Annotated in this window: 22 protein-coding genes; 12 read left to right on the forward strand and 10 right to left on the reverse strand. The window is 71.8% G+C overall.

Features of this window, described 5'->3' with window-relative positions; translation table 11 throughout:
* The first annotated feature begins 1 nt into the window (after position 1).
* Together ACZ7OH_RS40800 and purE are read left to right on the forward strand one after the other, a co-directional pair.
* The gene (locus ACZ7OH_RS40800) at positions 2-1,186 is read left to right on the forward strand and encodes a 5-(carboxyamino)imidazole ribonucleotide synthase (protein WP_470285791.1); all 1,185 of its coding nucleotides are present in this window, start codon (positions 2-4) and stop codon (positions 1,184-1,186) included.
* A gap of 14 nt (positions 1,187-1,200) precedes the next feature.
* Positions 1,201-1,698, forward strand: coding sequence for a 5-(carboxyamino)imidazole ribonucleotide mutase (gene purE, locus ACZ7OH_RS40805; protein WP_470285792.1), 498 nt, complete (start codon positions 1,201-1,203; stop codon positions 1,696-1,698).
* 41 nt (positions 1,699-1,739) lie between these two features.
* Here purE and ACZ7OH_RS40810 read toward each other — a convergent pair whose 3' ends face one another.
* Together ACZ7OH_RS40810 and ACZ7OH_RS40815 are read right to left on the reverse strand one after the other, a co-directional pair.
* On the reverse strand, positions 1,740-1,934 hold the full coding sequence (locus ACZ7OH_RS40810; RefSeq protein WP_470285793.1) for a hypothetical protein: 195 nt from the start codon (positions 1,932-1,934) through the stop codon (positions 1,740-1,742).
* 260 nt (positions 1,935-2,194) lie between these two features.
* A complete protein-coding gene (locus tag ACZ7OH_RS40815; protein WP_470285794.1) occupies positions 2,195-3,871 on the reverse strand; it encodes a class I adenylate-forming enzyme family protein in 1,677 nt (558 codons plus the stop codon).
* A gap of 110 nt (positions 3,872-3,981) precedes the next feature.
* Between ACZ7OH_RS40815 and ACZ7OH_RS40820 the strand changes: the two genes are divergently transcribed.
* The 3 genes from ACZ7OH_RS40820 (at position 3,982) to ACZ7OH_RS40830 (ending at position 6,980) form a co-directional block, all read left to right on the forward strand.
* Positions 3,982-5,139 (forward strand): acyl-CoA dehydrogenase family protein, encoded by a 1,158-nt coding sequence (locus ACZ7OH_RS40820; protein WP_436389947.1) that lies wholly within the window; start codon positions 3,982-3,984, stop codon positions 5,137-5,139.
* A gap of 417 nt (positions 5,140-5,556) precedes the next feature.
* The gene (locus ACZ7OH_RS40825; protein WP_470285795.1) at positions 5,557-6,486 is read left to right on the forward strand and encodes an esterase/lipase family protein; all 930 of its coding nucleotides are present in this window, start codon (positions 5,557-5,559) and stop codon (positions 6,484-6,486) included.
* 68 nt (positions 6,487-6,554) lie between these two features.
* Positions 6,555-6,980 (forward strand): hypothetical protein, encoded by a 426-nt coding sequence (locus ACZ7OH_RS40830; protein ID WP_470285796.1) that lies wholly within the window; start codon positions 6,555-6,557, stop codon positions 6,978-6,980.
* Here the strand turns inward: ACZ7OH_RS40830 and ACZ7OH_RS40835 are convergent.
* Positions 6,977-7,372 (reverse strand): hypothetical protein, encoded by a 396-nt coding sequence (locus tag ACZ7OH_RS40835; protein WP_470285797.1) that lies wholly within the window; start codon positions 7,370-7,372, stop codon positions 6,977-6,979. The two genes, ACZ7OH_RS40830 and ACZ7OH_RS40835, sit on opposite strands and share 4 nt — an antisense overlap.
* Positions 7,373-7,509: 137 nt before the next feature.
* On the opposite strand from ACZ7OH_RS40835, the gene ACZ7OH_RS40840 reads away from it, so the two are divergent.
* Complete coding sequence (locus tag ACZ7OH_RS40840) at positions 7,510-8,325, forward strand: DUF1206 domain-containing protein (RefSeq protein WP_400901891.1); 816 nt, start codon at positions 7,510-7,512, stop codon at positions 8,323-8,325.
* Here the strand turns inward: ACZ7OH_RS40840 and ACZ7OH_RS40845 are convergent.
* A complete protein-coding gene (locus ACZ7OH_RS40845; RefSeq protein WP_470285798.1) occupies positions 8,322-10,172 on the reverse strand; it encodes a GTP-binding protein in 1,851 nt (616 codons plus the stop codon). The genes ACZ7OH_RS40840 and ACZ7OH_RS40845 overlap by 4 nt on opposite strands.
* Before the next feature lie 258 nt (positions 10,173-10,430).
* Here ACZ7OH_RS40845 and ACZ7OH_RS40850 point away from each other — a divergent pair, with 258 nt between their 5' ends.
* On the forward strand, positions 10,431-10,871 hold the full coding sequence (locus ACZ7OH_RS40850) for a DoxX family protein (protein WP_470285799.1): 441 nt from the start codon (positions 10,431-10,433) through the stop codon (positions 10,869-10,871).
* Here the strand turns inward: ACZ7OH_RS40850 and ACZ7OH_RS40855 are convergent.
* Positions 10,868-11,578: a TIGR03089 family protein gene (locus tag ACZ7OH_RS40855; RefSeq protein WP_470285800.1), complete on the reverse strand. Its 711-nt coding sequence runs from the start codon at positions 11,576-11,578 to the stop codon at positions 10,868-10,870. The two genes, ACZ7OH_RS40850 and ACZ7OH_RS40855, sit on opposite strands and share 4 nt — an antisense overlap.
* Before the next feature lie 108 nt (positions 11,579-11,686).
* Between ACZ7OH_RS40855 and ACZ7OH_RS40860 the strand changes: the two genes are divergently transcribed.
* Positions 11,687-12,517 (forward strand): NAD(P)H-binding protein, encoded by an 831-nt coding sequence (locus ACZ7OH_RS40860; protein ID WP_470285801.1) that lies wholly within the window; start codon positions 11,687-11,689, stop codon positions 12,515-12,517.
* Here ACZ7OH_RS40860 and ACZ7OH_RS40865 read toward each other — a convergent pair.
* Entirely contained in the window at positions 12,510-13,790 is a 1,281-nt protein-coding gene (locus tag ACZ7OH_RS40865; protein ID WP_470285802.1) for an LCP family protein, read from the reverse strand. The genes ACZ7OH_RS40860 and ACZ7OH_RS40865 overlap by 8 nt on opposite strands.
* 38 nt (positions 13,791-13,828) lie before the next feature.
* Positions 13,829-15,355: an LCP family protein gene (locus tag ACZ7OH_RS40870; protein ID WP_470285803.1), complete on the reverse strand. Its 1,527-nt coding sequence runs from the start codon at positions 15,353-15,355 to the stop codon at positions 13,829-13,831.
* 140 nt (positions 15,356-15,495) lie between these two features.
* Between ACZ7OH_RS40870 and rfbB the strand changes: the two genes are divergently transcribed.
* Together rfbB and rfbD are read left to right on the forward strand one after the other, a co-directional pair.
* Positions 15,496-16,485, forward strand: a complete 990-nt coding sequence (rfbB, locus tag ACZ7OH_RS40875; protein WP_470285804.1) for a dTDP-glucose 4,6-dehydratase — start codon at positions 15,496-15,498, stop codon at positions 16,483-16,485.
* Between the two features lie 8 nt (positions 16,486-16,493).
* Positions 16,494-17,381 carry a dTDP-4-dehydrorhamnose reductase gene (rfbD, locus tag ACZ7OH_RS40880; protein WP_470285805.1) on the forward strand — a complete coding sequence of 296 codons (888 nt, stop codon included), beginning with the start codon at positions 16,494-16,496 and terminating at the stop codon, positions 17,379-17,381.
* A 326-nt stretch (positions 17,382-17,707) separates the two neighbouring features.
* Here the strand turns inward: rfbD and ACZ7OH_RS40885 are convergent, their stop codons facing one another.
* The 3 genes from ACZ7OH_RS40885 to ACZ7OH_RS40895 are packed head-to-tail and all read right to left on the reverse strand — an operon-like array spanning position 17,708 to position 22,262.
* A complete protein-coding gene (locus ACZ7OH_RS40885) occupies positions 17,708-18,793 on the reverse strand; it encodes a glycosyltransferase family 4 protein (RefSeq protein WP_400900188.1) in 1,086 nt (361 codons plus the stop codon).
* Positions 18,786-21,296, reverse strand: coding sequence for a glycosyltransferase (locus tag ACZ7OH_RS40890; protein WP_470285806.1), 2,511 nt, complete (start codon positions 21,294-21,296; stop codon positions 18,786-18,788). The genes ACZ7OH_RS40885 and ACZ7OH_RS40890 overlap by 8 nt, the downstream gene beginning before the upstream one ends.
* A gap of 30 nt (positions 21,297-21,326) precedes the next feature.
* Positions 21,327-22,262 (reverse strand): glycosyltransferase family 2 protein, encoded by a 936-nt coding sequence (locus ACZ7OH_RS40895; protein ID WP_470285807.1) that lies wholly within the window; start codon positions 22,260-22,262, stop codon positions 21,327-21,329.
* 9 nt (positions 22,263-22,271) lie between these two features.
* On the opposite strand from ACZ7OH_RS40895, the gene ACZ7OH_RS40900 reads away from it, so the two are divergent.
* Together ACZ7OH_RS40900 and ACZ7OH_RS40905 are read left to right on the forward strand one after the other, a co-directional pair.
* Complete coding sequence (locus ACZ7OH_RS40900; RefSeq protein ID WP_470285808.1) at positions 22,272-23,348, forward strand: glycosyltransferase family 4 protein; 1,077 nt, start codon at positions 22,272-22,274, stop codon at positions 23,346-23,348.
* A 71-nt stretch (positions 23,349-23,419) separates the two neighbouring features.
* Complete coding sequence (locus ACZ7OH_RS40905) at positions 23,420-24,550, forward strand: glycosyltransferase family 4 protein (protein ID WP_470285928.1); 1,131 nt, start codon at positions 23,420-23,422, stop codon at positions 24,548-24,550.
* Positions 24,551-24,601 lie beyond the last annotated feature (51 nt).

Raw genomic sequence — 24,601 nt, forward strand, 5'->3', positions numbered from 1 at the left:
TATGGACAAACACACCGGTCTGCCCGTCGTGGGCATGGTGGGCGGCGGCCAGCTGGCCCGGATGACCCACCAGGCGGCGATCTCCCTCGGCCAGTCCCTGCGCGTGCTCGCCGCGAGCGAGAACGAAGCGGCGGGGCTCGTCGCGGGCGACGTCACCCTGGGGCACCACACCGACCTCGACGCGCTGCGGAAGTTCGCGGCCTCGGTCGACGTGCTCACGTTCGACCACGAGCACGTGCCGGGCGAGCACCTGCTGACGCTGGCGATGGAGGGTTATGCGATCCGGCCGGCGCCGAGCGCGCTGGGCTTCGCGCAGAACAAGCTGGTCATGCGCGAGATGATGGCCGGGCTCGGCGTGCCGGGTCCCGCCTTCGCCGAGGTGTCCACTGTGGACGACGTGGTGCGGTTCGGCGGCGAGCACGGCTGGCCGGTGGTGCTCAAGGCGTCGACCGGCGGCTACGACGGTCGCGGCGTCTGGATGCTGGACACCGCGCAGCACGCCCGCGAGACCGTGCCGGAACTGCTCGAAGCGGGCACGGCGCTGCTCGTCGAGGAGAAGGTGGCGATGCGGCGGGAGCTGGCCGCGCTCGTCGCGCGCTCGCCCTTCGGCCAGGGCGCGGCGTACCCGGTGGTCGAGACGGTGCAGGAGGGCGGCATCAACACCGTGGTCCTCGCCCCGGCGCCGGGCCTCGCGCCCGAGCGCGTCCACGAGGCGCAGGACCTCGCGCTGCGGGTGGCGTCGACGCTGGACGTCACCGGGCTGCTCGCGGTCGAGCTGTTCGAGACCGACACCGGGCTGCTGGTGAACGAGCTGGCGATGCGCCCGCACAACTCCGGGCACTGGACGATGGACGGCTCGCGCACGTCCCAGTTCGAGCAGCACCTGCGCGCGGTGCTCGACTACCCGCTGGGCCGGACGGACCTGATCGCGCCGGCGTGCGTGATGGCGAACGTGCTGGGCGCGCCGGAGCCGCCGAAGATGGGTCCGGACGAGCGGCTGCACCACCTGTTCGCGCGGTACCCGGAGGTCCGGGTGCACCTGTACGGCAAGCAGGAGCGGCCCGGGCGCAAGCTCGGGCACGTCAACTTCACCGGTGAGCGCATGGAGGACCTGCGCAACCGCGCGCTGCTGTCGGCGCACTGGCTGTCCCACGCCGTCTGGCTCGACGGCTACGAGATCCACTGACGGGAGTATCGGGTATGGCGCCGCAGGTGGGCGTGATCATGGGCAGCGACTCGGACTGGCCGGTGCTGGAGGCGGCCGGCGCTGCGCTGGACGAGTTCGGCGTCGAGTACGAGGTCGGCGTGTATTCGGCGCACCGCACCCCGCAGCGCATGCTGGACTACGCGACGTCGGCGGTGGCCCGCGGCATCCGCGTGATCATCGCGGGCGCGGGCGGCGCGGCCCACCTCCCGGGCATGGTCGCCTCGGCGACGGTCCTCCCGGTGATCGGCGTCCCGGTCCCGCTGAAGTACCTGGACGGAATGGACTCGCTGCTGTCGATCGTCCAGATGCCGGCGGGCATCCCGGTGGCCACGGTCTCAGTGGGCGGCGCGCGCAACGCGGGCCTGCTGGCGGTCCGCATCCTGGCAGCGTCCGACGAGAGCCTGCGTACGAAGATGGCGAAGTTCCAGCAGGATCTGGAGAAGCTGGTCCTGGACAAGGACGCGGCGTTGCGCGCCAAGGCCGGCCGCTAGCACGGTCGACCGGCGCCGGCTTCCGGCCCGGAGAACGTGCGTCAGCGGAGGAAATCGTGGAAGCCCGTGCAGCCGTTGACGTTGCAGAGCTGGATCCGCACTCTCGTGATGCCGCCAACGGGACCTTGCACGGTGAAGTTGAAGCTCCGCGTCTCGTCGGCCGCCGTGCGGGTCTGGCCGACGCAGAAGTCGCTGGCTCCGTAGAAGTCGAAGTAAACCGTGCTGTCGCGGGCCACGTTCGCGCTGTCGACACGTAGCCCTGCACGCCGACTGACCAGTTGTACCAGGTCAGAACGCCGGCGGTGGCCCCGCCGGTGATCTCGTAGCGCCCGAACGGCGTCGTCGGTTAGTCGGCGCTCGCCTCGCCGGCCACGGCGACGACAGCGCAGAGGGAGGCGATCGCGGCGACGACGGCCCGGGTGAGTTTCCGCATCTGGAGGTTCCTCTCGGGGAGCGGACGGTTCCGTGCCGCCCACGCCCCGGGACGTCCTCCGGTTCAGCCGTCGAGCTTGCCGATCAGCTGCTGCCGCAGTTCGCGCTTGAGCACCTTCCCCGCGGCCGACACCGGGATCTGCTCGACCACGTGCACCTCCCGCAACCGCTTGTACGGCAGCACCTTCTCGTTCACCGCGGCCATCAGCTCGTCGGCGTCCAGCTCGCCGCGCGGGACGACGAACGCCACCGGCAGCTCGCCGACCTCGGTGTCCGGGCGGCCCACCACCGCGGCCGCCGCGACGCCCGGCATCGTGATCAGCAGCTCCTCCAGCTCGCGCGGGAAGACGTTGTAGCCCTTGTACAGCAGCATGTCCTTCTTGCGGTCCACGATCGACAGGTAGCCGTCCGCGTCGAGGATGCCGATGTCGCCCGTGTGGAGCCAGCCGTCGACCAGGGCCGCCGCCGTCTCCTCGGGGCGGTTGCGGTAGCCCTGCATGATCTGCGGGCCGCGCAGGCAGACCTCGCCCTTCTCGCCCCCCGGGAGCGGGTCTTCGCCGCCCTCGGCGGGGACGATCTTGACCTCGGTGTCGAAGATCGGGACGCCCACCGAGCCGACCTTGCGCGTGCCGGAGGCGTACGTCGGCGAGATCACCGCGCCCATCGTCGCCTCGGTGAGGCCGTAGCCCTCGCTCACCACCACGCCCGGGAACCGCTCGCGCAGCGCGTTGATCATCGCGTGGTTCATCGGCGCGGCTCCCGAGCCGATCGCGCGCACCGAAGACAGGTCCGCCGTGTGGAACGACGGCGTCGCGAGCAGCGCGGCGAACAGCGCGGGCGCACCGCCGATGCCGGTGATGCGCAGCCGTTCGGCGTCGGCGACGTACGCCGGCGGGTCGAAGCGCGAGTGCAGGACGATCGTCGTCCCGGCCATCACCGCCGCGTTCAGGCCGCCGATGATGCCCATCGCGTGGAACCAGGGCGTCAGGTTGATCGCGACGCCGGTGCCCAGCCGCGTCGGCCACTCGTCCTCGCTGCCGATCTGGTCGAGCGTGATGTCGCCGTGCGCGTCGAGCGCCGGGACCGAGCCGCTGCCCCAGCACGAGTGCTGCAGGGTGTTGACCACGACGTTGCGGTGTGTGAGCCGCACGCCCTTCGACCGGCCGGTGGTGCCGCCGGTGTAGGCGAGGTGGGCGAGGTCTGCGTGGACGTCGGTGTCCACCGGCGGACGCGTCTCGGGGTGGCCGGCCTGGAACGCCTCGAACTCGAAACCGCCTTCGGGCAGGTCGCCGGTCGGCCCGACGACGACGGTCAGCCGCGCCGGGATCCGGTCGGCGACGCTCGCCAGCGCGCCCGCGACCGGGCCGAACGTCACGACGGCGGCGGCCTCGCAGTCGGTGAGCTGGAAGGCGAGGTCGTCCGGCGGGAGCAGCGGGTTGGCCGGGCTGAAGGTGGCCCCGGCCAGCATCGTGCCGTAGTAGGCGACCGGGAAGGCGAGGCAGTTCGGCAGGTGGAGCGCGACGACGTCGCCGCGGCCGACGCCCTGCGCCCGCAGCGCGTGGGCGAAGCGGCAGGCCGCGCGGTAGGTCTCGGTGAAGGTGAGGCTGCGGCCGTCGTGGGCGAAGGCGGTCCGGTCGCCCCAGCGCGCGGCGCCCGCGGCGAGGATCGAACCGACCGGGACTTCGGGGTAGTCGAGGGAGGTGGGCAACCCGGGCGGCGTCGTCGGCGCGGTGAGCGGCATCACTCGACCTTACGAATTCTGCGGTCCGCGACACAAGGACGCAGCCGGTCGGTGAACGAGCGCTAACATCGAGCAGGACTCTCCCGACGTCGTAGAGAAGGTGACCCGAAGTGACCGACGGCCTGTACCAGCTTGCCGAGGAGCACGAGGAGCTGCGGGCTGCGGTCCGGGCCCTGGCCGAGAAGGAGATCGCGCCGTACGCGGCCGAGGTCGACGAGAACGAGCGCTACCCGATCGAGGCGTACAACGCGCTGGTCAAGTCCGGGTTCAACGCCGTCCACATCGGCGAGGAGTACGACGGCCAGGGCGCGGACGCCGTCGGTGCCTGCATCGTGATCGAAGAGGTCGCGCGGGTCGACGCGTCGGCGTCGCTGATCCCGGCGGTCAACAAGCTCGGCACGCAGCCGATCATCCTGTCCGGTTCGGAGAGCGTGAAGAAGCTGGTGCTGCCCTCGATCGCGTCGGGCGAGGCTTCGGCGTCGTACGCGCTGTCGGAGCGCGAGGCCGGTTCGGACACGGCGTCGATGCGCACGCGCGCCCGGCTCGACGGCGACCACTGGGTGCTCAACGGCACGAAGTGCTGGATCACCAACGCGGGCGAGTCGTCCTGGTACACGGTGATGGCGGTGACCGACCCGGACGCGGAAAAGAAGGCCAACGGCATCTCGGCGTTCGTCGTGCACAAGGACGACCCGGGCTTCTCGGTGGGCCCGAAGGAGAAGAAGCTCGGCATCAAGGGCTCGCCGACGCGTGAGATCTACTTCGAGAACTGCACGATCCCGGAGGACCGGATCATCGGCGAGCCGGGCACGGGCTTGAAGACGGCGCTGCGGACGTTGGACCACACGCGCCCGACGATCGGCGCGCAGGCGCTGGGTATCGCCCAGGGTGCGCTCGACGCGGCGGTGGCGTACGTGAAGGACCGCAAGCAGTTCGGCAAGTCGATCGCCGAGTTCCAGGGCGTCCAGTTCATGCTGGCCGACATGGGGACGAAGATCGAGGCTGCTCGGCACTTGGTTTACGCCTCGGCGGCGGCTTCGGAGCGTGGGGACAAGCGGGCCGGGTTCATGGCTTCGGCTGCGAAGGCTTACGCGTCGGACATCGCCATGGAGGTGACCACGGATGCCGTTCAGCTCTTCGGTGGGGCTGGGTACACGCGGGACTTCCCGGTTGAGCGGATGATGCGGGACGCGAAGATCACGCAGATTTACGAGGGTACGAACCAGATTCAGAAGGTTGTCATGGCTCGGGCTTTGCTCAAGGGCTGAACTTCGGGATCTGGGAACGGCCCCCGGCGCGGTTATCGCGCTGGGGGCCGTTTTGTGTGTGGGCCGGACTCGCCGCCCCTCGGAAGCCCGAGTTGGTCTTCGCCACCCCGATGCCCGATTGTGACTACGGCCGGCGGTACCGCGTCAAGGCGGGAAAGCGTGCCTTGACCCGGCACCGCCGGCCGTGTTCTGGCTTCGGATCGGGGTTGCGGGGAGGTCTGGGTCTCGGGTTTCTGGCTTGGTCAGCCCCTGGCCGGACCTCGGCCCCCGGCGTGCCTCGGCTAAGTGGGTCGCAAGGCTTCTAGCAGGTGGAACCGGGCACGAAAATCACTCACCAGGGGGAGTGTCCGGACAAGTTACTTGCGCGTTAACTCTCTGGTGACGTGGATCACCATCCTTCACAGAGAGGTGAACCGGATGGGTGCAACGACGCGCAGGTGGCTCACGGTGGCCGTCGCTACCGCGGTGACACTCACTCTAGGGGCCGGGGCCGGGCAGGCCGCCGGGCGGGAACCCACCGGGCCCGTTCAGCCCAACATCCTCACCGCCGCCGCCTACTCGCTCGGCGATCCGACCATCGCTCCTCCCGGGGCGAACGACTGGAACTGCAAACCCACCGCCGCGCATCCCAATCCCGTTCTTCTCTCCAACGGGACCACCGCCAACGCCTACGAAAACTGGGCCAACCTATCCCAGAAACTCGCCAACGCGGGTTACTGCGTCTTCGCCGGCAACTTCGGCGGGGCGCCCGGCTCCTTCCTGCAGACCGTCGGGCCCATCGCCGACACCACGAAAGCGCTTGCCGCCTTCGGGGACAAGATCCTCGCCACCACCGGGGCCGCCAAGCTCGATGTCGTCGGGCACTCGCAGGGTGGGATGAACGTCCGGTACTGGATCAAGTACCTCGGGGGCGCGAGCAAGATCAGCCGGCTCGTCGGGCTCTCGCCCTCCAACCACGGGACCGACCTCTTCGGCCTGCTCAGCACCCTCGAAATGATCCCCGGGGTGCCCGCCGGGCTCGGGACCGTCTGCCAGGCCTGCAACGAACAGGCCGTCGGCTCGGCCTTCCTCACCGATCTCAACGCCGGTGGCGAAACCGTCGACGGCATCCAGTACACCGTCATCCAGACCCGGTACGACGACGTCGTCACGCCGTACACGAGCGCGTTCCTGCCGCAGAAAACCAACGTCAAGAACATCCTGCTGCAGAACGTCTGCGTGCTCGACTTCACCGACCACCTCGGCATCACCTACGACCCCGTCGCCGAGGGGCTCGTGCTCAACGCGCTCGACCCGGCCCACGCCAAGACGCCGCCCTGCGTGCCCGTGCCGCCGGTGATCAGCTGAGTTTCGCCACATGAGACATAACCCACCGCCGGGGCGGATTTCCGCTCCGGCGGTGTCACTCTCGAAGCATGTACTGGCCGGTTCCGGCGTCCTGGACGCCCCACGACGAAGCCGAGCTGGTCGCCGGCTGGCGGCTGTGGCTCGAGCTGTCCGACCGCGCCTGGCCGACGGCCGCCTGGGACGGCACGCCCGCCGGTGCCGTCCGCCAGCTGCGTGACCTGCTCGCCGCCTGCGACGAGATCGAGACGGCCTATCGCGCGGCCGCCGCGGAGCCGTCGCCCGGGTTCCTGAGCCTCACGCAGGGCCTCGCCGTCACGGCGGGCTCGGCCATCTCGCTCTGGTTCGACGACTTCGACCAGCTCGACGGCGAACGCGCCGCCCTGCTGCACGACGACCTCGCGCGCTTCGCCGAGCAGGCCGAGCAGGTGCTGACGCTGCTCGCGGCCAACGGCGGCTGGGCGCGCCTCGACGAAGTCCGGCGCCGGCCCGCCTAAGCCAGCGTCGGGTCCGTGCCGCCGCCCTCGACGGGCCGGAAGCGCGTGCCGCCCAGGAACTCGTCGAGCGGGCGCCCGAGCGTCAGCTCCGGGCCCGGCTCGAGGGCCCAGGCCAGCTCGATGAGCTCGTCCACGTGCTGCCGGCGCTCGACGCGGTGGGCGACCTTGGCGCCGTCCAGCGACCACGTGCCGTCGAGCTCCATCCGCAGCCTCAGGGTGAGCCGGCCCGGTTGCGGCTCCGCCCAGTCGAAGCGGTGGACGGCGAACTCCGTGCTCCAGCTCGACCAGTACTGCCAGCCCGTCCCGTCGGCGCGGAAGCCGAGCTCGGTGTACTCGGGCGAGCCGGGGTACAGCTCCGACTCCGACCAGTAGCCGACCAATCGCGCGTTCACCCCGCGATCGTTCCACAGGCACAGCAAGTGATTACGCCGCTTGGCCCAGCCGATCCCGACCCGGAGTGGGTACCCGACCAGGCATGAACCGGACATCAGACCGCACGAACCGGGCCGAGGCGAAGGCCGAAAGAGGAGTGCACCGGACCGAGGCCGACGCCCAGCGGGGCGAGAAGAGCGACACCGCCCAGCTGCTCGGCCGGATCGGCATGGCGTGCTACGGCGTCGTGCACCTCGTCATCGCCTACCTCGCCGTCCAGGTCGCCTTCGGCGACCGGGAACAGGCCGACCAGAAGGGCGCCCTGCAGCAGATCGGCTCGACGGCGTTCGGCCAGATCCTGCTGTGGATCGTGGCCATCGGCCTCGTCCTGTTCGGCCTCTGGCAGTTCCTGATGGCCGCCACCGGCTACGAGTGGGTCAGCGGCGGGAAGCGGACGCGCAAGCGGATCGGCGCCGCCGCCCGCGGGGTCATCGTCATCGTGCTGGGCTTCACCGCGTTCCGGATCGCCACCGGCAGCGGGGGCGGCGGGTCGAGCAGCCAGAACCAGCAGGAGTTCACCGCCAAGCTGCTGAAGCTGCCGGCCGGCCGGGCCCTGGTGGTCATCGCCGCCGCGTGCGTCCTCGGCGTCGCCATCGCCGCCGGGGTGAAGGGCTTCAAGAAGAAGTTCCTCGAAGACCTGAACACGAGCGAGCTGCCGGGCAAGGCCCAGCGCTGGATCGGCGGCGTGGGCCAGGTCGGCTACCTCGCCAAGGGCGTCGTGCTGGCCGTGGTCGCGATCCTCCTCGCCATCGCCGGGTTCCAGGCCGACCCGAACAAGGCCGGCGGGCTCGACTCCGCCCTCAAGACGCTCGCCGCTCAGCCCTTCGGCACCGTGCTGCTGACCGTCGTGGCGCTCGGCCTCGCCGCGTTCGGCGCGTACTGCTTCGGCGCGGCCTGGGCCCACAAGCGCTAGCGCCGGGCCAGCCGTGCGAGGTACTCCTTGCGGTCCAACGGGTTCTCGCCGGTCCGCGGCCGCGTCGGCGGCGGACCGGGGTACGGCCGGTAGCCGGCGAACTCGCTGAGGAAGACGCCCTCGCCCTGGCTCAGGGCCGGCAGCGCCCGCTCGAACGCGTGGACGTGCTCGGCGGGGATCGTCCCGTGCAGCGTGCACGACGACGGCCCCACCACCGGTTCGCCGGGCACCGCGCGCGGGTTCGCGAGCTTGATCAGCACCGCGCTGACGGCGTTCGCCGGCACCTCCAGTTCGAAGCGGTGCACCGGCTCGTGCACCCGCGTCCCGGCCTTCCGCAGCGCCGCCATGAGCACCAGCGGCGTCATCTTGCGGAAGTCGCCCGCCGCGCTGAGCGGGCCGAAGAACGCCGTATGCGTCAACGTGACGGCGACGTCGAGCACCTCCCAGCCGTACAGCCCCTGCTCGAGCGTGCTGTGGACGGTCTCCTCGATCGCCTTGTGGAACGCCAGCGGCAGCGAACCCAGCTCGACCGACAGCCCGAACGCGACCCCGGGACCGGGTTCGACGCGCAGCCCGACCGTCGCGAAGAAGTACAGCCGCTGCGCCGGATCCAGCCCCTCGACCGCTTCCCCGGCGCCGACCGGCTTCTCGACGTACAGCGTGCGCGTCTCTTCGAACGTGACGTCGATGCCGGCGCCCTCGGTCAGCATGGAGCGCAGCACCTCCTTCTGCACTTCGCCGTAGAGCCGGACCGACACGTCGTGGCCGCGGCGGCGGACGTCGCTCAGCGGGTCCTCTTCGGACAGCCGAGTCAACGCCGTGAACAGCGCCGCGGCCTGCTCGGGCCGGACCGGCCGCACGACGGTCTCCAGGCTCGGCGGCGCGAACACGCCGTCGCGGGCGGTGCCGGGGGAGCCGAGGCGGTCGCCGATCCGGACCTCCCGCAGCCCGCGCACCCGGGCGACGTCGCCGGCGAGCGCCACGTCGTCGCCGGCGACCTCGAGCGCCGAGACCCGGCCGGTCAGCTCGGTTTCGGCGCGGTAGAAGGGAATCCGCTGCCGTGGCGCCAGTGAACCGGAGTGCAGGCGCGCGTAGGCGATCTTTTCGCCGGCGCGGCCGCGGTCGATCTTGAAGACCGTCGCGGCCAGCCGGCCGGCGCCGGTGCGTTCGGTCGCCGGGAGCAGCTCGGTCATCGCCGCGACGAGGTCCGCGACGCCGGTGCCGGTGATCGCCGAGCCGGTCAGGACGGGGTGCACCAGACCCCGCGCGACCTGGCGGGCCAGCTCGGCGCGGCAGCCGGCTTCGTCGACACGCTCGTCCACATAGGACTCCAGGAAAGCGTCGTCGCCGTCGGCCAGCAGCTCGGCCAGCTCCTCGGGTGACGCGGTCAGCGCGATTGCCCGCGGTGCCAGCTTCGCGCGGATGTCGCCGAGCTGGTCGCGGGCGCCCATCCGGTCGACCTTGTTGACGAAGACGAGCGTCGGGATGCCGAGCCGGCGCAGCGTCCGCATCAGCACGCGGGTCTGGGCCTGCACGCCCTCGACGGCGGACACCACCAGGACGGCGCCGTCGAGCACGCGCAGCGCGCGTTCGACCTCGGCGATGAAGTCCGAGTGGCCCGGGGTGTCGATCAGCGTGATCCGGGTGTCGCCGGCCAGGAACGAGACCACCGCGGAGCGGATGGTGATGCCGCGACGGCGTTCCAGCTCCAGGGAGTCGGTCCGGGTGTCGCCGCCGTCGACGCTGCCGAGGTGGTCGATGGCGCCCGCTTCGAAGAGCAGGCGCTCGGTCAGGCTGGTCTTACCGGCGTCGACGTGCGCCAGGATGCCGATGTTCAGGGTTTTCACGGTCGTGGGAGGTCCTTTGTGATGCGGGTGACAGGCCGGGCAAGTCGGTCTGTCGGCGCATCGGGGTCTCCTCACGGTCGTCGACGCAGGTCAGGGCGAAGATAGCGCTCGTTCCGGTGGTCGCCAACCGCTTTTTCACGGCACAGCCGGTCCCTGTCGGTTCCCTGTCGATCACCCTCCGATGCTTCGATCGGGCGTTCCGGGGCCCTAACTTGGGGCGGGTCAGTTGAAAATTCACCCACCGGGGAGCTGAAACCGATGTTCGGACGAGTCAAGGACGTGGCGCTGCTGCTGGGGAGGATCGGCGTCGCGGTCGTCTTCCTCGCGCACGGGCTCCAGAAGTGGAACAACGGCGTCGACGGCACGGCGAAGTTCTTCGAGATGTCGGGCATCCCGCTGCCCACGGCGGCCGCGGTCTTCGCGATGACCGTCGAGATCCTCGGCTCGGTCGCCTTCATCGTCGGGTTCCTGATGCCGCTGGTGGGCATCGGGTACGTCGTGATTTCGGTGGGCGCGCTGCTTTCGGTGCACATCGACAACGGCTTGACCGGCCAGGGCGGCTACGAGCTGGTCCTGGTGCTCGCGCTGACCGGGCTCGCCCTCGGCTTCAACGGCGGCCGCCTGTCGCTGGACCACCTGCTGTGGGGCCGCAAGCGGGCGCGCCGCGAAGCCGAGGTCGGCGAGCTGCAGAACGCCTAGGCCGGGAGGTCCGCCGTGGTGCGCTCGGCATCACGGCGGGCCGCCAGCTTCGCCTGGTCCGCGTTGCTCACGTGGACCAGGTGGGCGCCCGCGGCGAGGGGGACGAGCAGGCCGTCGAGGATGCCCTCAGGCCCGCTCCAGTCCCGGGTGGACAGCACCCGGTCGTCGGCGGTGAGGCCGAGTTTCGCCGCGCGGGCGCGGGCTTCCGCCAGCAGTTCGTCCACAGTGGACTCGAACAGCGCGGGCGTGTCACCCGGGATCGGGAAGAGCGGGCTGTACTGGTCGCCCGCCGCGCGGGACTCCGTCAGGTAGTCGAACGCGCCGCCGCCGGGCGGCTCGGCCAGCCCGCGGCCCATCGGGTCGAGCGTGACGACGGCCGTCGCCGCGGCGCCGGTCGGTTCCGGGTCGTCCGGCCCGACGAACGCCACCCGCGCGCCCGCGCCCTCGGTCACGACGCGCGCCCCGCACCACCACGCGCCGAGCAGCACGCCGACGGTCTGCCAGTGCGCCGGGAGCTGCACGGCCACGGCGTCGCCCGGCTCGACGTCGAACTCCTCGGTCAGCCAGTTGGCCGTCTTGGCCGCCCAGTTGGCGGTCGTCACCACGGACAGCTCGACGCGGCTGCCCAGCTGGTCGTCGTAGTGGGTGATCAACGGTTTCGCGGGCGAGGCCAGCAGCGGGCGCAGCAGCTCGTCGGTCAGGCTCATGCGGACAGGCTAAAGCGCGGACCACGCCCTTCGCCGGTTGACACCACCGCGCGCAGCTCAGTACGTTTGCTTTGCAAGCAAAGGTAACTGGAGAGCTGGGGGACAGCCATGACCATCCTCGTCACCGGAGCGCGCGGGCACGTCGGCCGCGCGGTCCTCGACGCGCTCGTCGCCGCAGGTCAGGACGTCCGCGCGGCGAGCCGCGACGCCACCACGCTCGACGTGCCCACGGCGAAGGTGAGCGCCGACCTCGAAGATCCGTCCACACTGGACGCCGCGCTCGACGGCGTCGAGTCGGTGTTCCTGTACACGCGGCCGTCGGGGATCGAGGGCTTCGTGAAGGCGGCCGAGGCGGCCGGCGTGCGGCACGTCGTGCTGCTGTCGTCGGGCGCGACGCTCGAACCGGAGTCCGCGCAGAGCCGCATCGCGCTGCTCCACCACGCGGTGGAGCGGGCGCTGATCGCGGCGCCGTTCGGGGAGACCCGGCTCAACCCGGGCGCGTTCGCGACGAACGTCCTGGGCTGGCGTGCGGACATCGCCGAGGGCGTCGTCCGCACGGCGTACCCGGACTCGCGGATCGGCGCCATCCACGAGCGGGACATCGCCGACGTCGCGGCGAAGGTCCTCGTCGACGGCTCGCACGTCGGGGAGGCGCTGCGGTTGAGCGGACCGGAGCCGATCAGCTACCGGGAGCAGGCGGCGGTGCTCGCCGACGTCCTGGGCAAGCCGCTGCCGGTCGAGGAGCTGACGCCGGAGCAGGCCGCCGAGCGGATGATCGCGCTGGGCTGGCCGCCCGAGGCGCCGCCGGAGATCCTGCGCGCGTGGGAGCGGACGACGCGGGAGCCGTCGGTGGTGACGGACGTGGTGCGCGAGGTGACCGGGCACGCGCCGCGGACGTTCCGGCAGTGGGCGGAAGACCACCGCGCCGACTTCAGTTGACGCAGGGGACTCCGCCGGAGGCTTGGAGCACCGGTGCCGGGGCGGCGCCGCTGCCCGAGCCGCCACCCGCGCCGCCGGCTGCCGGGGAGCCACCCGGGGCCGGGCGGCCGGCCAAGCCCGCCACGAACGCGCGGACCGCGTTCGGGTCGACCTCGACGATGCTCTGGCCGTCTTCGCTGCGCCCGTTCGCGGTGATCACCGGGATCGTCGCGAACGACAGGTCGCCCGACGCGAGCCCCTTCGCCTGCTGCGCGAACTGCAGCAGGTCGAGGCCGGGGTCGAGGATCAGCGACCGGTGCACCGCGTCCATCAGGTTGTTGAGTGTGCCCGGGCTGGTCAGTGTGCCCGCCGAGAGCACCTGGTGCAGCGCCGAGGACAGGAACGCCTGCTGCCGCACGATCCGGTCGAGGTCGCCGCGCGGCAGGTTCTTGCGCTGCCGGACGAACGAAAGTGCTTCACCGCCCGAAACGGTCTGCTCGCCACGGCGGAAGTTCGCGCCCGAGTCCTTGTCCTCGGTCGCGTGGTTCAGGCACACCTTGACCCCGCCGAGGGCCTCGGTGAGCAGGTAGAAGCCCAGCAGGTTGATCTCGGCGTAGTGGTCGACGCGCACCTGCGTGAGGTCCTGCACCGTCTGCACCAGGACCCGGCGGCCCTCGGTGTCGGAGTCGCGCTCGATCTTCGCCTGGTCGTGCTCGCCCTGCGCGCGCAGTTGCTGCGCGAAGTGCGCTTTCGCGATGCCGTACGCCGAGTTGATCTTCGCCTTACCGCGGCCGGGGACCTCGGTCCACGTGTCGCGCGGCACGGACACCGCCGACGGCTTCGAGCCGTCCTTGGGCACCCGCAGCAGGATCACCGTGTCGGTGTTCACCGCGCCGTTGTTGGCCTCGGTCCGCAGCTCCTTCAGCACGCGCAGCGGGAGCGGGTTGCCCTGCGCGTCCGTCCGCGCGTCGCTGCCGACGAGCAGGATGTCGTCGGCGCCGTCGTCGGCGGGCGGCGGCGCGGGCTCGCCGGCCCGCGGGGTGAGCGCGTCGGTCGTCGGGACCTTCTGCTGCAGCTGGTCCTTGGTGACGTAGGCGTAGCCGCTGGCGCCGAGCGCGAGCACCGAGACGAGCCCGACCGCGATCCGCCGCGTCACCCGACCGGCGCGGCGCGCCCGCGAGGGGGCCTCAGCCACCGGAGCCGTCCGCGGGAACGGCGATGGCTTCCACTCCGGATCGTCGCGCTCCGTCACCGGCGTCTCGGCCGGTTTCGGCTGTTCCTGCTCGTCTTCCATCCCCTGCTTACCTCCCCCGACCACCCTGCGTGCTCAGTCTAGTTGACGCAGGGAACGTCGCCCGCGGTGATCGCCGGTGCGGTGGGGGCGGCGGAAGCCGCGGTGGACGGCGGGGCCTTCGGGGCCGACGACGTCGGCGCGCCACCCGCGCCGGCGGCCGAGCTGCGGAAGTCCTTGCCCAGCAGGACGCGCACGTGCCCGGCGGTGACGTCGCGGTCGGGCTCGGCCTGGACCGTCGTGCCCAGCGCCTGCTTGACCAGCTCCAGCGCGGCGGAGTCGGCCGGGTTGTAGCGGACGACGGTGGTGTTGCGGGTGCTCAGCTTCTGGTCGGCGGCGAGCGTGAAGCCCTTGCCCTGGAGCAGCGTGTGCGTCTGGCCGGCCAGCGACGGCGAACCGGAGCCGTCGAACAGCTCGATCGTGACGGCCTTCGCGCCCGGCAGCTGCGTCGTCGTCGGCTGGGCCGGGGTGTCGCCGTCCGAGGTCATCCGCGTCACCTCGGCCTGGACCGCGGCCTGGTCGACGCGCAGCACGTCGGCGCCGCCGATCACGGCGTTGCCCAGCGTCGGGATCGTGTGGAACTCGATGTTGCCGCCGGTCAGGCCGCGCATCTGCTCGGCGAACTCGGTCAGGTCCCAGCCCTGCGAGACCACGACGGACTTCTTGATGGCCGACACGAGATCGGCGATCTTCGCCGGGCTCGTCAGGACGTCGCTCGAGATCACCTTGCGGGCCAGTCCGGAGAGGAACGCCTGCTGGCGCGCGATCCGGTCGAGGTCGTAGTTCGGCAGGCCGTAGCGCTGGCGGACGAACGCGAGCGCCTGCACGCCTTCGATCGTCTGGCGCCCGCCCGGCAGGTCCACGCCGGACTTCACCTCTTTGACCGGTCCGTTGAGGCAGACCTCGACGCCGCCGATCGACTTGGTGATCTCGTAGAAGCTCGCCAGGTTGACCTCGGCGTAGCGGTCGATCATGCCCGGCTTGCCGATGAACTTCTCGATCGTGGCGATCAGGTTCTTCCGGCCGGCGACCTTCGCCTGGGCGTCGGCCTCCTTGAGGTCGGTCATGCCCTGGCGCTGCAACGTTTTGTAAGTGTCCGTGTACGCGTAGACAAAGGCGCTGTTGAGCTTGTGCTTGCCGTAGCCGCCCGCCAGCTCCACCCAGGAGTCGCGGGGGAAGGAGATCGCGATCGCGCGCTTCCCGTTCTGGGGGATGTGCACGAGGATCATCGTGTCGGTGTTGAGCTCGCCGTCGGAGACGCCGGCGTGCAGCATGTCCAGCACCTCGCGGGGCAGCGGGTTGCCCTGCGCGTCGGTGCGGCTGTCCTGGCCGACCAGGAGGATGTCGATCGCGCCGTCGAGCGGCTTCGCGTGGGCCGCGGTGTCGGCGAAGACGTTCGTGGTGGTCAGGCCGCTGTTCGGGTCACCGATGAAGTGCCAGCCGTACCAGGTCAGGGCCAGGATCGCGACGGACAGCAGGGACACGACGACCTTGCCGCCGCGGCGTGCGAAGACCGCGGCGCCGGTGTGGCGGCGCGCCGGGACGGGCGGCGCAGGCCATTCGGTCACGCGCTTCCTCCCCTGTGAAACCCCGTGCTTCCCCCAGGGCACCGATGTGCCTCCGACCATGACTCTACTGAGGGTGTTGTCAGACCTCCGTAGGCTGGGGGCCGACTGCCCCGGTCGGGGGCCGAAGGAAAGGCGGGAAGATGCGGGTCCTGGTCACCGGGGGTGCCGGCTTCATCGGGTCGCACTACGTACGGCAGGCGCTGAGCGGCGCTTACCCGGCGCTGCGCGACGCCGAGGTGGTGGTGCTGGACAAGCTCACCTACGCCGGCAACGAGGCCAACCTGGCTCCGGTCGCCGCCGACCCGCGGCTGCGGTTCGTCCGCGGCGACATCTGCGACGCCCGGCAGGTCGCCGATGTCATGCGCGGGGTGGACCTGGTCGTCCACTTCGCCGCGGAGTCGCATGTGGACCGCTCGATCCTCGGTTCCGCCGACTTCGTCCTGACGAACGTGCTGGGCACGCAGAACCTGCTGCAGGCGGCCCTGGAAGCGGGCGTCTCGAAGTTCGTCCACGTGTCCACGGACGAGGTGTACGGCTCGATCGAGACCGGCTCCTGGACCGAAGACCACGTACTGGAGCCGAACTCGCCCTATTCGGCGTCGAAGGCGTCCTCCGATCTGGTGGCGCGGTCGTTCTTCCGCACCCACGGGCTGCCGGTGTGCATCACGCGGTGTTCCAACAACTACGGTCCGTACCAGTTCCCCGAGAAGGTCATCCCGCTGTTCGTGACGAACCTCCTCGACGGCCGGAAGGTGCCGCTGTACGGCGACGGGCTCAACGTCCGTGACTGGCTGCACGTGGACGACCACTGCCACGGCATCCAGCTGGTCGCCGACGGCGGGCGCCCGGGCGAGATCTACAACATCGGCGGCGGTACCGAGCTGACCAACCGTTCTCTCACCGAGAAGCTCCTGGAGGCGGTCGGGGCGGGCTGGGACAGCGTCGAGCCGGTCGAAGACCGCAAGGGCCACGACCGCCGGTACTCGGTGGACATCACGAAGATCGGTTCGGAGCTGGGGTACGCTCCGCGCGTGTCCTTCGAGGACGGTCTGGCCGCGACAGTGGCCTGGTACACGGACAATCGCGCGTGGTGGGAGCCCCTGGCGGAGCGGGCCGCGCTGAAGAAGTAGGGGTTTTCGTGCCGCTGACGGTGCTTGTGCCCGGGGGTTCCGGGCAGCTCGGCCGGGACCTGGCCGCGCTGGCGTCCCCTTCGGTGGATGTGGTGGCGCCGGGTTCGTCCGAGCTGGACGTGACGTCGACGGGCCAGGTGCTCGCCGCGGTCGGCGCATTGGCCGACCGGGCCCGCGAGAACGGGTCGTCGCCGGTGGTCATCAACGCGGCGGCGTACACGGCGGTCGACAAGGCCGAGACGGACGAGGAGCGCGCGTTCGCGGTGAACGCGGACGGGCCCCGGGTGCTGGCGGCGGCGTGCGCTTCCCGCCGGGTGCCGCTGATCCACGTGTCGACGGATTACGTGTTCGCCGGAGATGCTTCGTCGCCGTACGAGCCGTCGGACGAGCTGGGTCCGCGGTCGGCGTACGGCCGGACCAAGGCGGCGGGCGAGGACGCCGTGCTGGGGTCGGGGGCTTCCTCGTGGGTCGTGCGGACCGGGTGGCTGTACGGCAATTCGGGCTCGAACTTCGTGAAGACCATGGCACGGCTGGAGTCTTCCCGCCCAGAACTGTCTGTTGTGGACGATCAGATCGGTGGTCCTACTTGGACTTCCGATCTGGCATCGGGGCTTCTCGAGCTGGCTGGGCGCGTGGCTTCCGGCGACGGGCCGGAGCGGCGGATCCTGCACTGCACGAACGCCGGGTCGGTGAGCTGGTGCGGGTTCGCGCGGGCGATTTTCCGGCATTTGGGGGCGGATCCTTCGCGGGTTCGGCCGTGCACGTCGGCGGAGTACCCGCAGGCAGCGACGCGGCCGGCTTACTCGGTGCTGTCGCCGACGTCGTGGAAAGAGGCATGGCTGACCCCGATGCGGCCGTGGGAAGAGGCGCTCGAGGCGTACTTCCGGGCTCAGTGACGGCCTGAGGCCGGTTGTGTTTTCGGCTCGAGCACTTCCCTGGCCTCCGCCGCGTGCCTGAAGCCGTAGACCCACTACCCGATGACGAGTGCGCCGGCGCCGCCGTCGATGATCGCCTCCATCACCTTGTGCGGCATACCAAGAATGAGTGGAACGCGGCCACCAGCCACAGCGGGCTCGGGAGAATGGCCACCACGACCCAGCTGACCGCGGACCCGAACTTGTCCGTAAAAGCGAGTGTCGCGGTTATGTAGGCGGCTCCAGCGCTCAGTAGCGCGAGCGCTCCTAGGTCGCCGACCTGCGGGAATCGTTACGGCCCGTCCGGCTCAGTGACGGCCTGAGGCCATCCGGTACGCGCCGACCGTCAACTCGGCGCACGTGCGCCACGTGAAGTTCGCCGCGTGCGCTCGCCTCGATGCCGATGTTGCCACCGCGTGCGGGTCCGTCACCGCCGTTCGCAGCGCCTCTGCCAGCCCGTCGACGTCGCCGTACGGGACCAGGCTCGCGCAGTCGCCCGCCACCTCGCGCAACGCCGGGATGTCCGTGCACACCACCGGGACGTCCGAGGCCATCGCCTCCAGGACCGGCAGCCCGAACCCCTCGTCGCGCGAGGGCAGCACCAGGGCCGATGCTCCCGCCACCACCGTGCGCAAGTCCACATCGGACAGATAGCCGGTCTGCGCGGTCCGGGACGAGCGCGGGAACGGGCCCGGGCCGGCGAACACCAGGTCCGGCAGGTCCGGGGCAGCTTCGTGCGCGCGCGTCAGCCAGTCCAGGCCCTTGCGCGGCCCCGCCGCGCCCGCGAACAACAAGTACCGTGCCGGCAGCCCGAGGCGTGCACGACGCTCGTCGTCGGGCGGGCGCGCCGTGAACCACGCCGGGTTCACGCCCAGCGGTGTCACCACGATCTTGTCGCGGGAGACGTCCAGGCGCTCCGCCACCGAGTCGGCCACCGCCGCCGTCGGGGTGCAGATCACGTTGGCGCGCCGCGCGCCGCGGCGGACCAGCTCCGGCAGGCCGCGGTCGCTCGGGGCCAGCTCGGCGGGGTTGTCCAAAAAGGCCAGATCGTGGATCGTCACCACGCCCGCCGCGCGCAAGCGGCCCGGCAGCACGAAGTTCGTGCCGTGCACGACGTCCGTCGGGCCGGCGAACAGCTCCACCGGCGGGAAGTCCGAACGCTCCCACGCCGCCCGCAGCAGCCGCGCCGCCACCGGCATCCCGCGGGCCCGCGCGCCGTACGGGAGCACGTGCCGCAGCCGCCGCCAGCCGCGCAGCGTGAACGCCACCGCGCGCGTGTCCACCTCGGGGATCGACACCAGCTCTTCGATCAGCGCCGAGGTGTACCGGCCGATGCCGGTGCGCGCGCCGAGCAGCGGGGTGCCGTCGAGGAGGACGCTCAGGGACCTAGCCACGGCGGAGCCGCTGCTTCACGAGCTTCAAAGCGCGCCCGCTCGCGCGCCGCGCCAGCTCCGACGGGCCGCCCGCGGCGAGGTACTCGCGGATCAGGTCGGCGTCCCGGCGCAGCATCGCCCGGCCGCGGACCGGCGCCGTCGTCGTCAGATCCGCCGAACCGGGCAGCCGGTCGGCCGCCGGACGCGGGTCGCGGCAGAACTCCACCAGCGGCTTCAGCGCCTCGGGCCAGGTGTACCGCTGCGCGACGACGGCGATCCGTTCGACGCAGCCCGCGGCGAACTCCTCGTCGTACAGCACCTTTTCCAGCGCGTCCGCCAGCGCGGAAGCGTCCTCGGCCGGGACGACGACACCCAGCCGTTCCGCCCGCACGAGGTCGGCGAACGAGTCGCCGTCGGTGGTGACGATCGGCAGCCCGGCCCACAGGTAGTCGAGCACGCGGGTGCGGAACGCGAACGTCGTCTCGACGTGCTCGTAGTGCGTCGTGACGCCGCAGTTCGCGTCCAGCAGCCAGTTCTGGCGCTCGTGGTAGGGCACCCACTGCTCGTTGAAGTAGACGTGCTTCCCCGTCAGCCCCAGCGAATCCGCGAGCCGGATCGTGCGCGTCCCGATGTCCATCTCGGCGACCTCGGGGTTCGGGTGCTTCATGCCGAGGAACACCAGCCGGACGTCGGCGCGGCGGCGGCGCAGCTCGTCCATCGCGCGAATCAGCGTCAGCGGGTCGAACCAGCTGTAGACCCCGCCGGCCCAGAGGACGACGTGGTCGGTGCCGCCGATGCCCAGCGTCGAGCGCAGCCCGGGCCCGGTGCGCACCGGGGCCTGCGGCGACAGTCCGAAGGGGACGACCGCGAGCAGCGACTGCGTCGTCGGGTCGGCGTCGTAGAGCCGCGGGGACAGCCGGCCGAGCGCGGCCAGGTGGCCGAGCCAGAGGTGCCGCTGCCGTTCGGACGCGCAGAGGAAGAAGTCGCCGCGCTCGATCTGGGCGTCGAGCACGCGGGTGACGCCGGCGAGGTCGGCCGCGCGCTGGTCGTCGGCGATGCCCTTGCCCTGCTCCAGCAGCTCCAGGTGCATCGGGTCGTAGAGGTCGGCGACGACGATCTTGCCGCTGTGCTCCTTCTTCAGCGACGGCGCGAGCTCGAGCACGTGACCCTGCAGGACGACGACGTCGGCCCAGGCGATCGGCGCTTCCAGCTCGCGGTGCTTGCCCGCGCTGACGCGGAACGGCGCGGGCGGCGGCGTGGCGAGCGGGTTGGTGGTGACGAGGTGGACGTCGTGCTCGGCGGCCAGCGCCAGCGCGATGTTCCAGGCGCGGATCGCCGGGCCGGCCATCCGCTCGGTGAGCGCGTCACCGGTGATCACGAGGATCTTGCGACGCTGCCCGAAAGCCTTTTCGATGCCGAACGCCTCGACGAGGATGTCGTGCGCGGCGAGGTAGCGCGGCAGCGGGTACGCGGGCTCCAAAGCCTTGCGCAGCAACGGAAGCAGGTCGGCGTCGGTACGGACGCGGGCGGCCTGCTCGACCGCCCGGGACTCGGCCAGCGCCGGCAGCTGCTCGACGAACTGGTCGATCGCGAGGAGCCCGGCGAGGGTGGTGCGCGGGATGGCGACGTCGCCGGACTCGATCGGGCCGGAAGGAGCACCGCCCCTTTCGAGGTCCAGCTGCGTGGCGTCCAGCTCGCCGCGGGCGGTGGCCCGGCGCACGGCGAGGGCGAGCGCCGCGGGCAGCGCGCGGGCGAGCGTCTCGTCGGAGAGGTTCTTGTAGAGCGCGGCGAGGGCGTTGCGCTCCAGGAGGAAGGTCTCGCGGCCGGTTTCCGGCGCGTCGACCGCGGCCATCGTGCCGTGGTGGCGGTGGTACGTCAGCGACTCGGGGACGTACCGGACGCGCCAGCCGCGCAGGTTGAGCCGCCAGCCGAGGTCGACGTCCTCGTAGAACATGAAGAACCGCTCGTCGAAGCCGCCGAGCTCGGCGAACACCGAAGAGCGCACGAACATCGCCGAGCCGGTGCCGAACAGGACGTCCTTCGCGACCTCGTGCTCGGCGGCCGGGACGTCGGCCAGGGGCGAGCCCGCGTGGCGCTTGTAGCCCATGCCGAACCAGGTCAGGCCGCCGTCGACGAAGTCGGTGCCGGTGCCGTCCCAGTCGAGGACCTTGCTGGCCACGGCGGCGACGCGGGGCTGCGCGCGCAGCTCGGCGACCGCGGCGGCGACCCAGCCGAGAGCCGGGCGGGCGTCGTTGTTGAGGAAGCCGAGGACAGTGCCCTTCGCGTGCTTCGCGCCGAGGTTGCAGCCGCCGGCGAACCCGGTGTTGCGGCCGGTCTCGACGACGTTGGCGTGCGGAACGGCTTCGCGGATGCGCGCGGCTTCGTCCGAGTTGTCGACGCAGATCAGCTCGAGCTCGGGGTAGTCGTGCTCGGCGAGCGCGCGCAGGCAGGCGATCGTGTCGTCGGCACCGCGGTAGTTCACCACGATCACCGAGACGAGCGGTTGCGGTTCCCCCTGCGCCAAAGCCAGCTCCTTCGTCGGGTGGGCGTCAGCTTAAAGGCCCGCCCAAGCCTCCCAGACCGCGCCTCGGCCCAGTGCGGCGTCCCGGCCGATCCTGCGGCGGGCCAGCAACGTCGCTGGTAGCCGCGTGGCGACCTCGGCCAGCACCCGGCAGCGCACGCCGAAGCGGAAGTTCGCCGCGGCCGGGCGTCCCGGCCGCAGCGGCAGCACCGCTGTCAACACGGCGAACCTGAGCAGCTGGTTCACCGCGACTCCGCGCGGCGCGCACCGCAGCAGCATGAGCAGCCGGTTGCGCTCGTTCCAGCGGTGGAACAGCGGCGAACCCAGCTCGGTGCTGACGCCGTGGGCGTGCCGGACGCGGGCTTCGGGCACCGCGACGACGTCCCAGCCGGCCAGCCGCAGCCGCCACGCCGTGTCGGTGTCCTCGTAGTAGCAGAAGAACCCCGCCGGGACGCCGTGCACGCTCTTCAGCACGTCCGTGCGCAGCAGGGCCGCGCCGCCGCAGAAGCCGAACACCTCGGCGGTGGGCTCGGTGAGGTCGGCGCCGTGGCCGTCGCCGGTCAGCCGGACGCCGGCGGACTGCGTGGTGCCGTCGGCCCGCACGAGCAACGACGTCGCCGCGCCGGCCAAGGGCGCTTTTTCCAGGGTGTCCTCGAGCGTCGCGAGCCAGTCCGGCTCGGGCTCGGCGTCGTCGTTCAGCCACGCCATCAGCGGGGTCTCGACGCGCTTCGCGGCGACGGCGAGCGCGCCCGCGTACCCCGTGTTGCGCGGCAGGCGAATTACTTGCGGACGCGAAGGATGGGCCGCGAGCAGGGCGGCGGTGCCGTCGTCGGAGGCGTTGTCCACCACGAGCGTCCGATGTGGACGCGTCTGCGCGGCGAGCGCGTCGAGGCAGGCGGTGACGTGCCCGGCACCCCGCCAGGTCACGACGACCACCGTGGTGGCGGGATTCGCGGTCACGTCCCGCACAATAGCCGCGTGCCCGAACTGGTCGTGCTCGCCGAGCAGCTCCTCGCGCCCGTGCCCGGTGGCACCGGGCGCTACACGGCCGAGCTGCTGCCCGCGCTCGCGCAGACCGCGCCGCGGGGCTGGACGGTCTCCAGCGTCGTCGCGCGGCACGCCGACGTCGGCCCGGCCCGGCTGGACGGCGTCGAGGGCCCGCGCGTGCTGCGGCTCCCGCCGCGGGCGCTGGTCGGCGCCTGGCAGCTGGGGATCCGCTGGTGGCCAGGCGGCGACGCGGTGCACGCGCCGACGCCGTTCGCGCCGCCGCGCGCGCCGGCCGGAAAGACGTTGAGCGTCACCGTGCACGACACCGTCCCCTGGACCCACCCCGAGACGCTCACCGCGCGCGGGGTCAGCTGGCACCGGTCGATGATCGCGCGGGCCGCGCGGCGGGCGTCCGGGCTGGTGGTGCCGACGCGGGCGGTCGCCGACGAGCTGGCGGTGCTGATCGACGTCGACGTCCCGGTGCGCGTGGTGCCGCACGGCGTGCGGGTCCCGGCCGGGTCGGCGCCGCTCGACCTGCCGCCGCGGTACGTGCTGGCCGTCGGGACGATCGAGCCGCGCAAGGGGATCGACGTGCTGGTCGACGCGGTCGCGGCGCTCGACGACGTGGTGCTGGTGCTCGCCGGGCAGCCGGGCTGGGGTGCCGTCGACCCGGCCGCGCTGGCGCGGGACCGCGGGCTTCCCGCCGACCGCCTGCGGATGCTGGGGAAGGTGCCGGACGCCGAGCTGGCGACGGCGTTGCGCCACGCGAGCGTGCTGGCCGTGCCGAGCCTGGCCGAGGGGTTCGGGATGGGGCTGCTCGAGGCGATGGCGGCCGGGGTCCCGGTGGTGCACACGGACGTCCCGGCGCTGGAGGAGGTGGCGGGCGGCGCGGGCGTGGTGGTCCCGCGCGGCGACGCTGCGGCGCTGGCGGCGGCGTTGCGCGAGGTGCTGGGTTCACCCTCCGTGGCGGCTGGCCTCACACGATCGGGTAGAGAGCGCGCGCGGACGTTCACTTGGCGTCGCGCGGCGGAAGCCGTTTGGGCGATCCACACGCGGGCGCATGGCTGACCGGTTTGCCAGTTCCCCACCATGACACCGGGTCACCGTCGTACCCTGCAGGGGTGAGCGATGACCCCCGGGTGCTGATCGACGCGACCGCGGTTCCCGCGGACCGCGGCGGGGTCGGCCGGTACGTCGACTCGCTCGTCGCCGCGCTCGATGCGGACGGGGCGCGGCTCACCGTCGTCTGCCAGCCCCGGGACCTGCAGCTTTACGATCGGCTGGCGCCGCGCTCGCGCGTGGTCCCGGCGTCCCCGACGACGACCACCCGCACCGCGCGGCTGACCTGGGAGCAGGCGACCCTGCCCCGATTGGTCCGCCGCCTCGGCGCGGACGTCGTCCACTCGCCGCACTACACGATGCCGCTGGCCACGTCGGCGGCATCGGTCGTCACACTGCACGACGCGACGTTCTTCACCGACGCGGTGCTGCACTCGTCGGTGAAGGCGCGGTTCTTCCGCGCGTGGACGGCGACGGCGCTGCGGCGCGCGACGTTGTGCGTGGTCCCCTCGGCGGCGACGGCCGCGGAGCTGGCGCGCGTGGGCCCGGTCCGGCACGCTTCCCTGGAAGTCATTCACCACGGCGTCGACAGCGAGCGCTTTCACCCACCGTCACCGTCGGAGGTCGCGGCCGCCCGTTCGGCGGTCGGGCTCGGGCGGACGCCGTACGTGGCGTTCCTGGGGGCGTTGGAGCCGCGCAAGAACGTGCCGGCGCTGATCCGCGGGTTCGCGCGGGCGGTGGCGGGACAGCGTGACGCGCCGGCGTTGGTGCTGGCGGGGCAGCCGGGGTGGGACACCCAGGTGGAGCGGGCGTTGGACGCCGTCCCGCACCGGCTTCGCGTTATCCGGGCAGGATATCTGCCGTTCGGGACATTGGCGGGGTTCCTCGGCGGTTCCGAGCTGGTGGCCTACCCGTCGCTGGGCGAGGGGTTCGGGTTGCCGGTGCTGGAAGCGATGGCGTGCGGGGCTTGCGTTCTGACGACGCGCCGGCTGTCGTTGCCCGAGGTGGGCGGCGACGCGGTGGCGTACTGCGGGGTCGGCGCGGGTGACGTCGCGGCGGGGCTGTCGGAACTGCTGGCGGACCCGGGGCGGCGGGCGGAGCTGGCCACGGCGGCTCAGCAGCGGGCCAAGGAGTTCTCCTGGGCCACGACCGCGGAGCGGCACCGGGAGGCTTACGCCAAGGCCTGGTTCCGGCACCTCCGCACCCGCTGAGTACGCCCTGTGGGGTGGCGGGGTCGCGCTGGGTGATGAGTGGACAATGGC

This window comes from Amycolatopsis sp. NPDC114478, assembly GCF_055633805.1.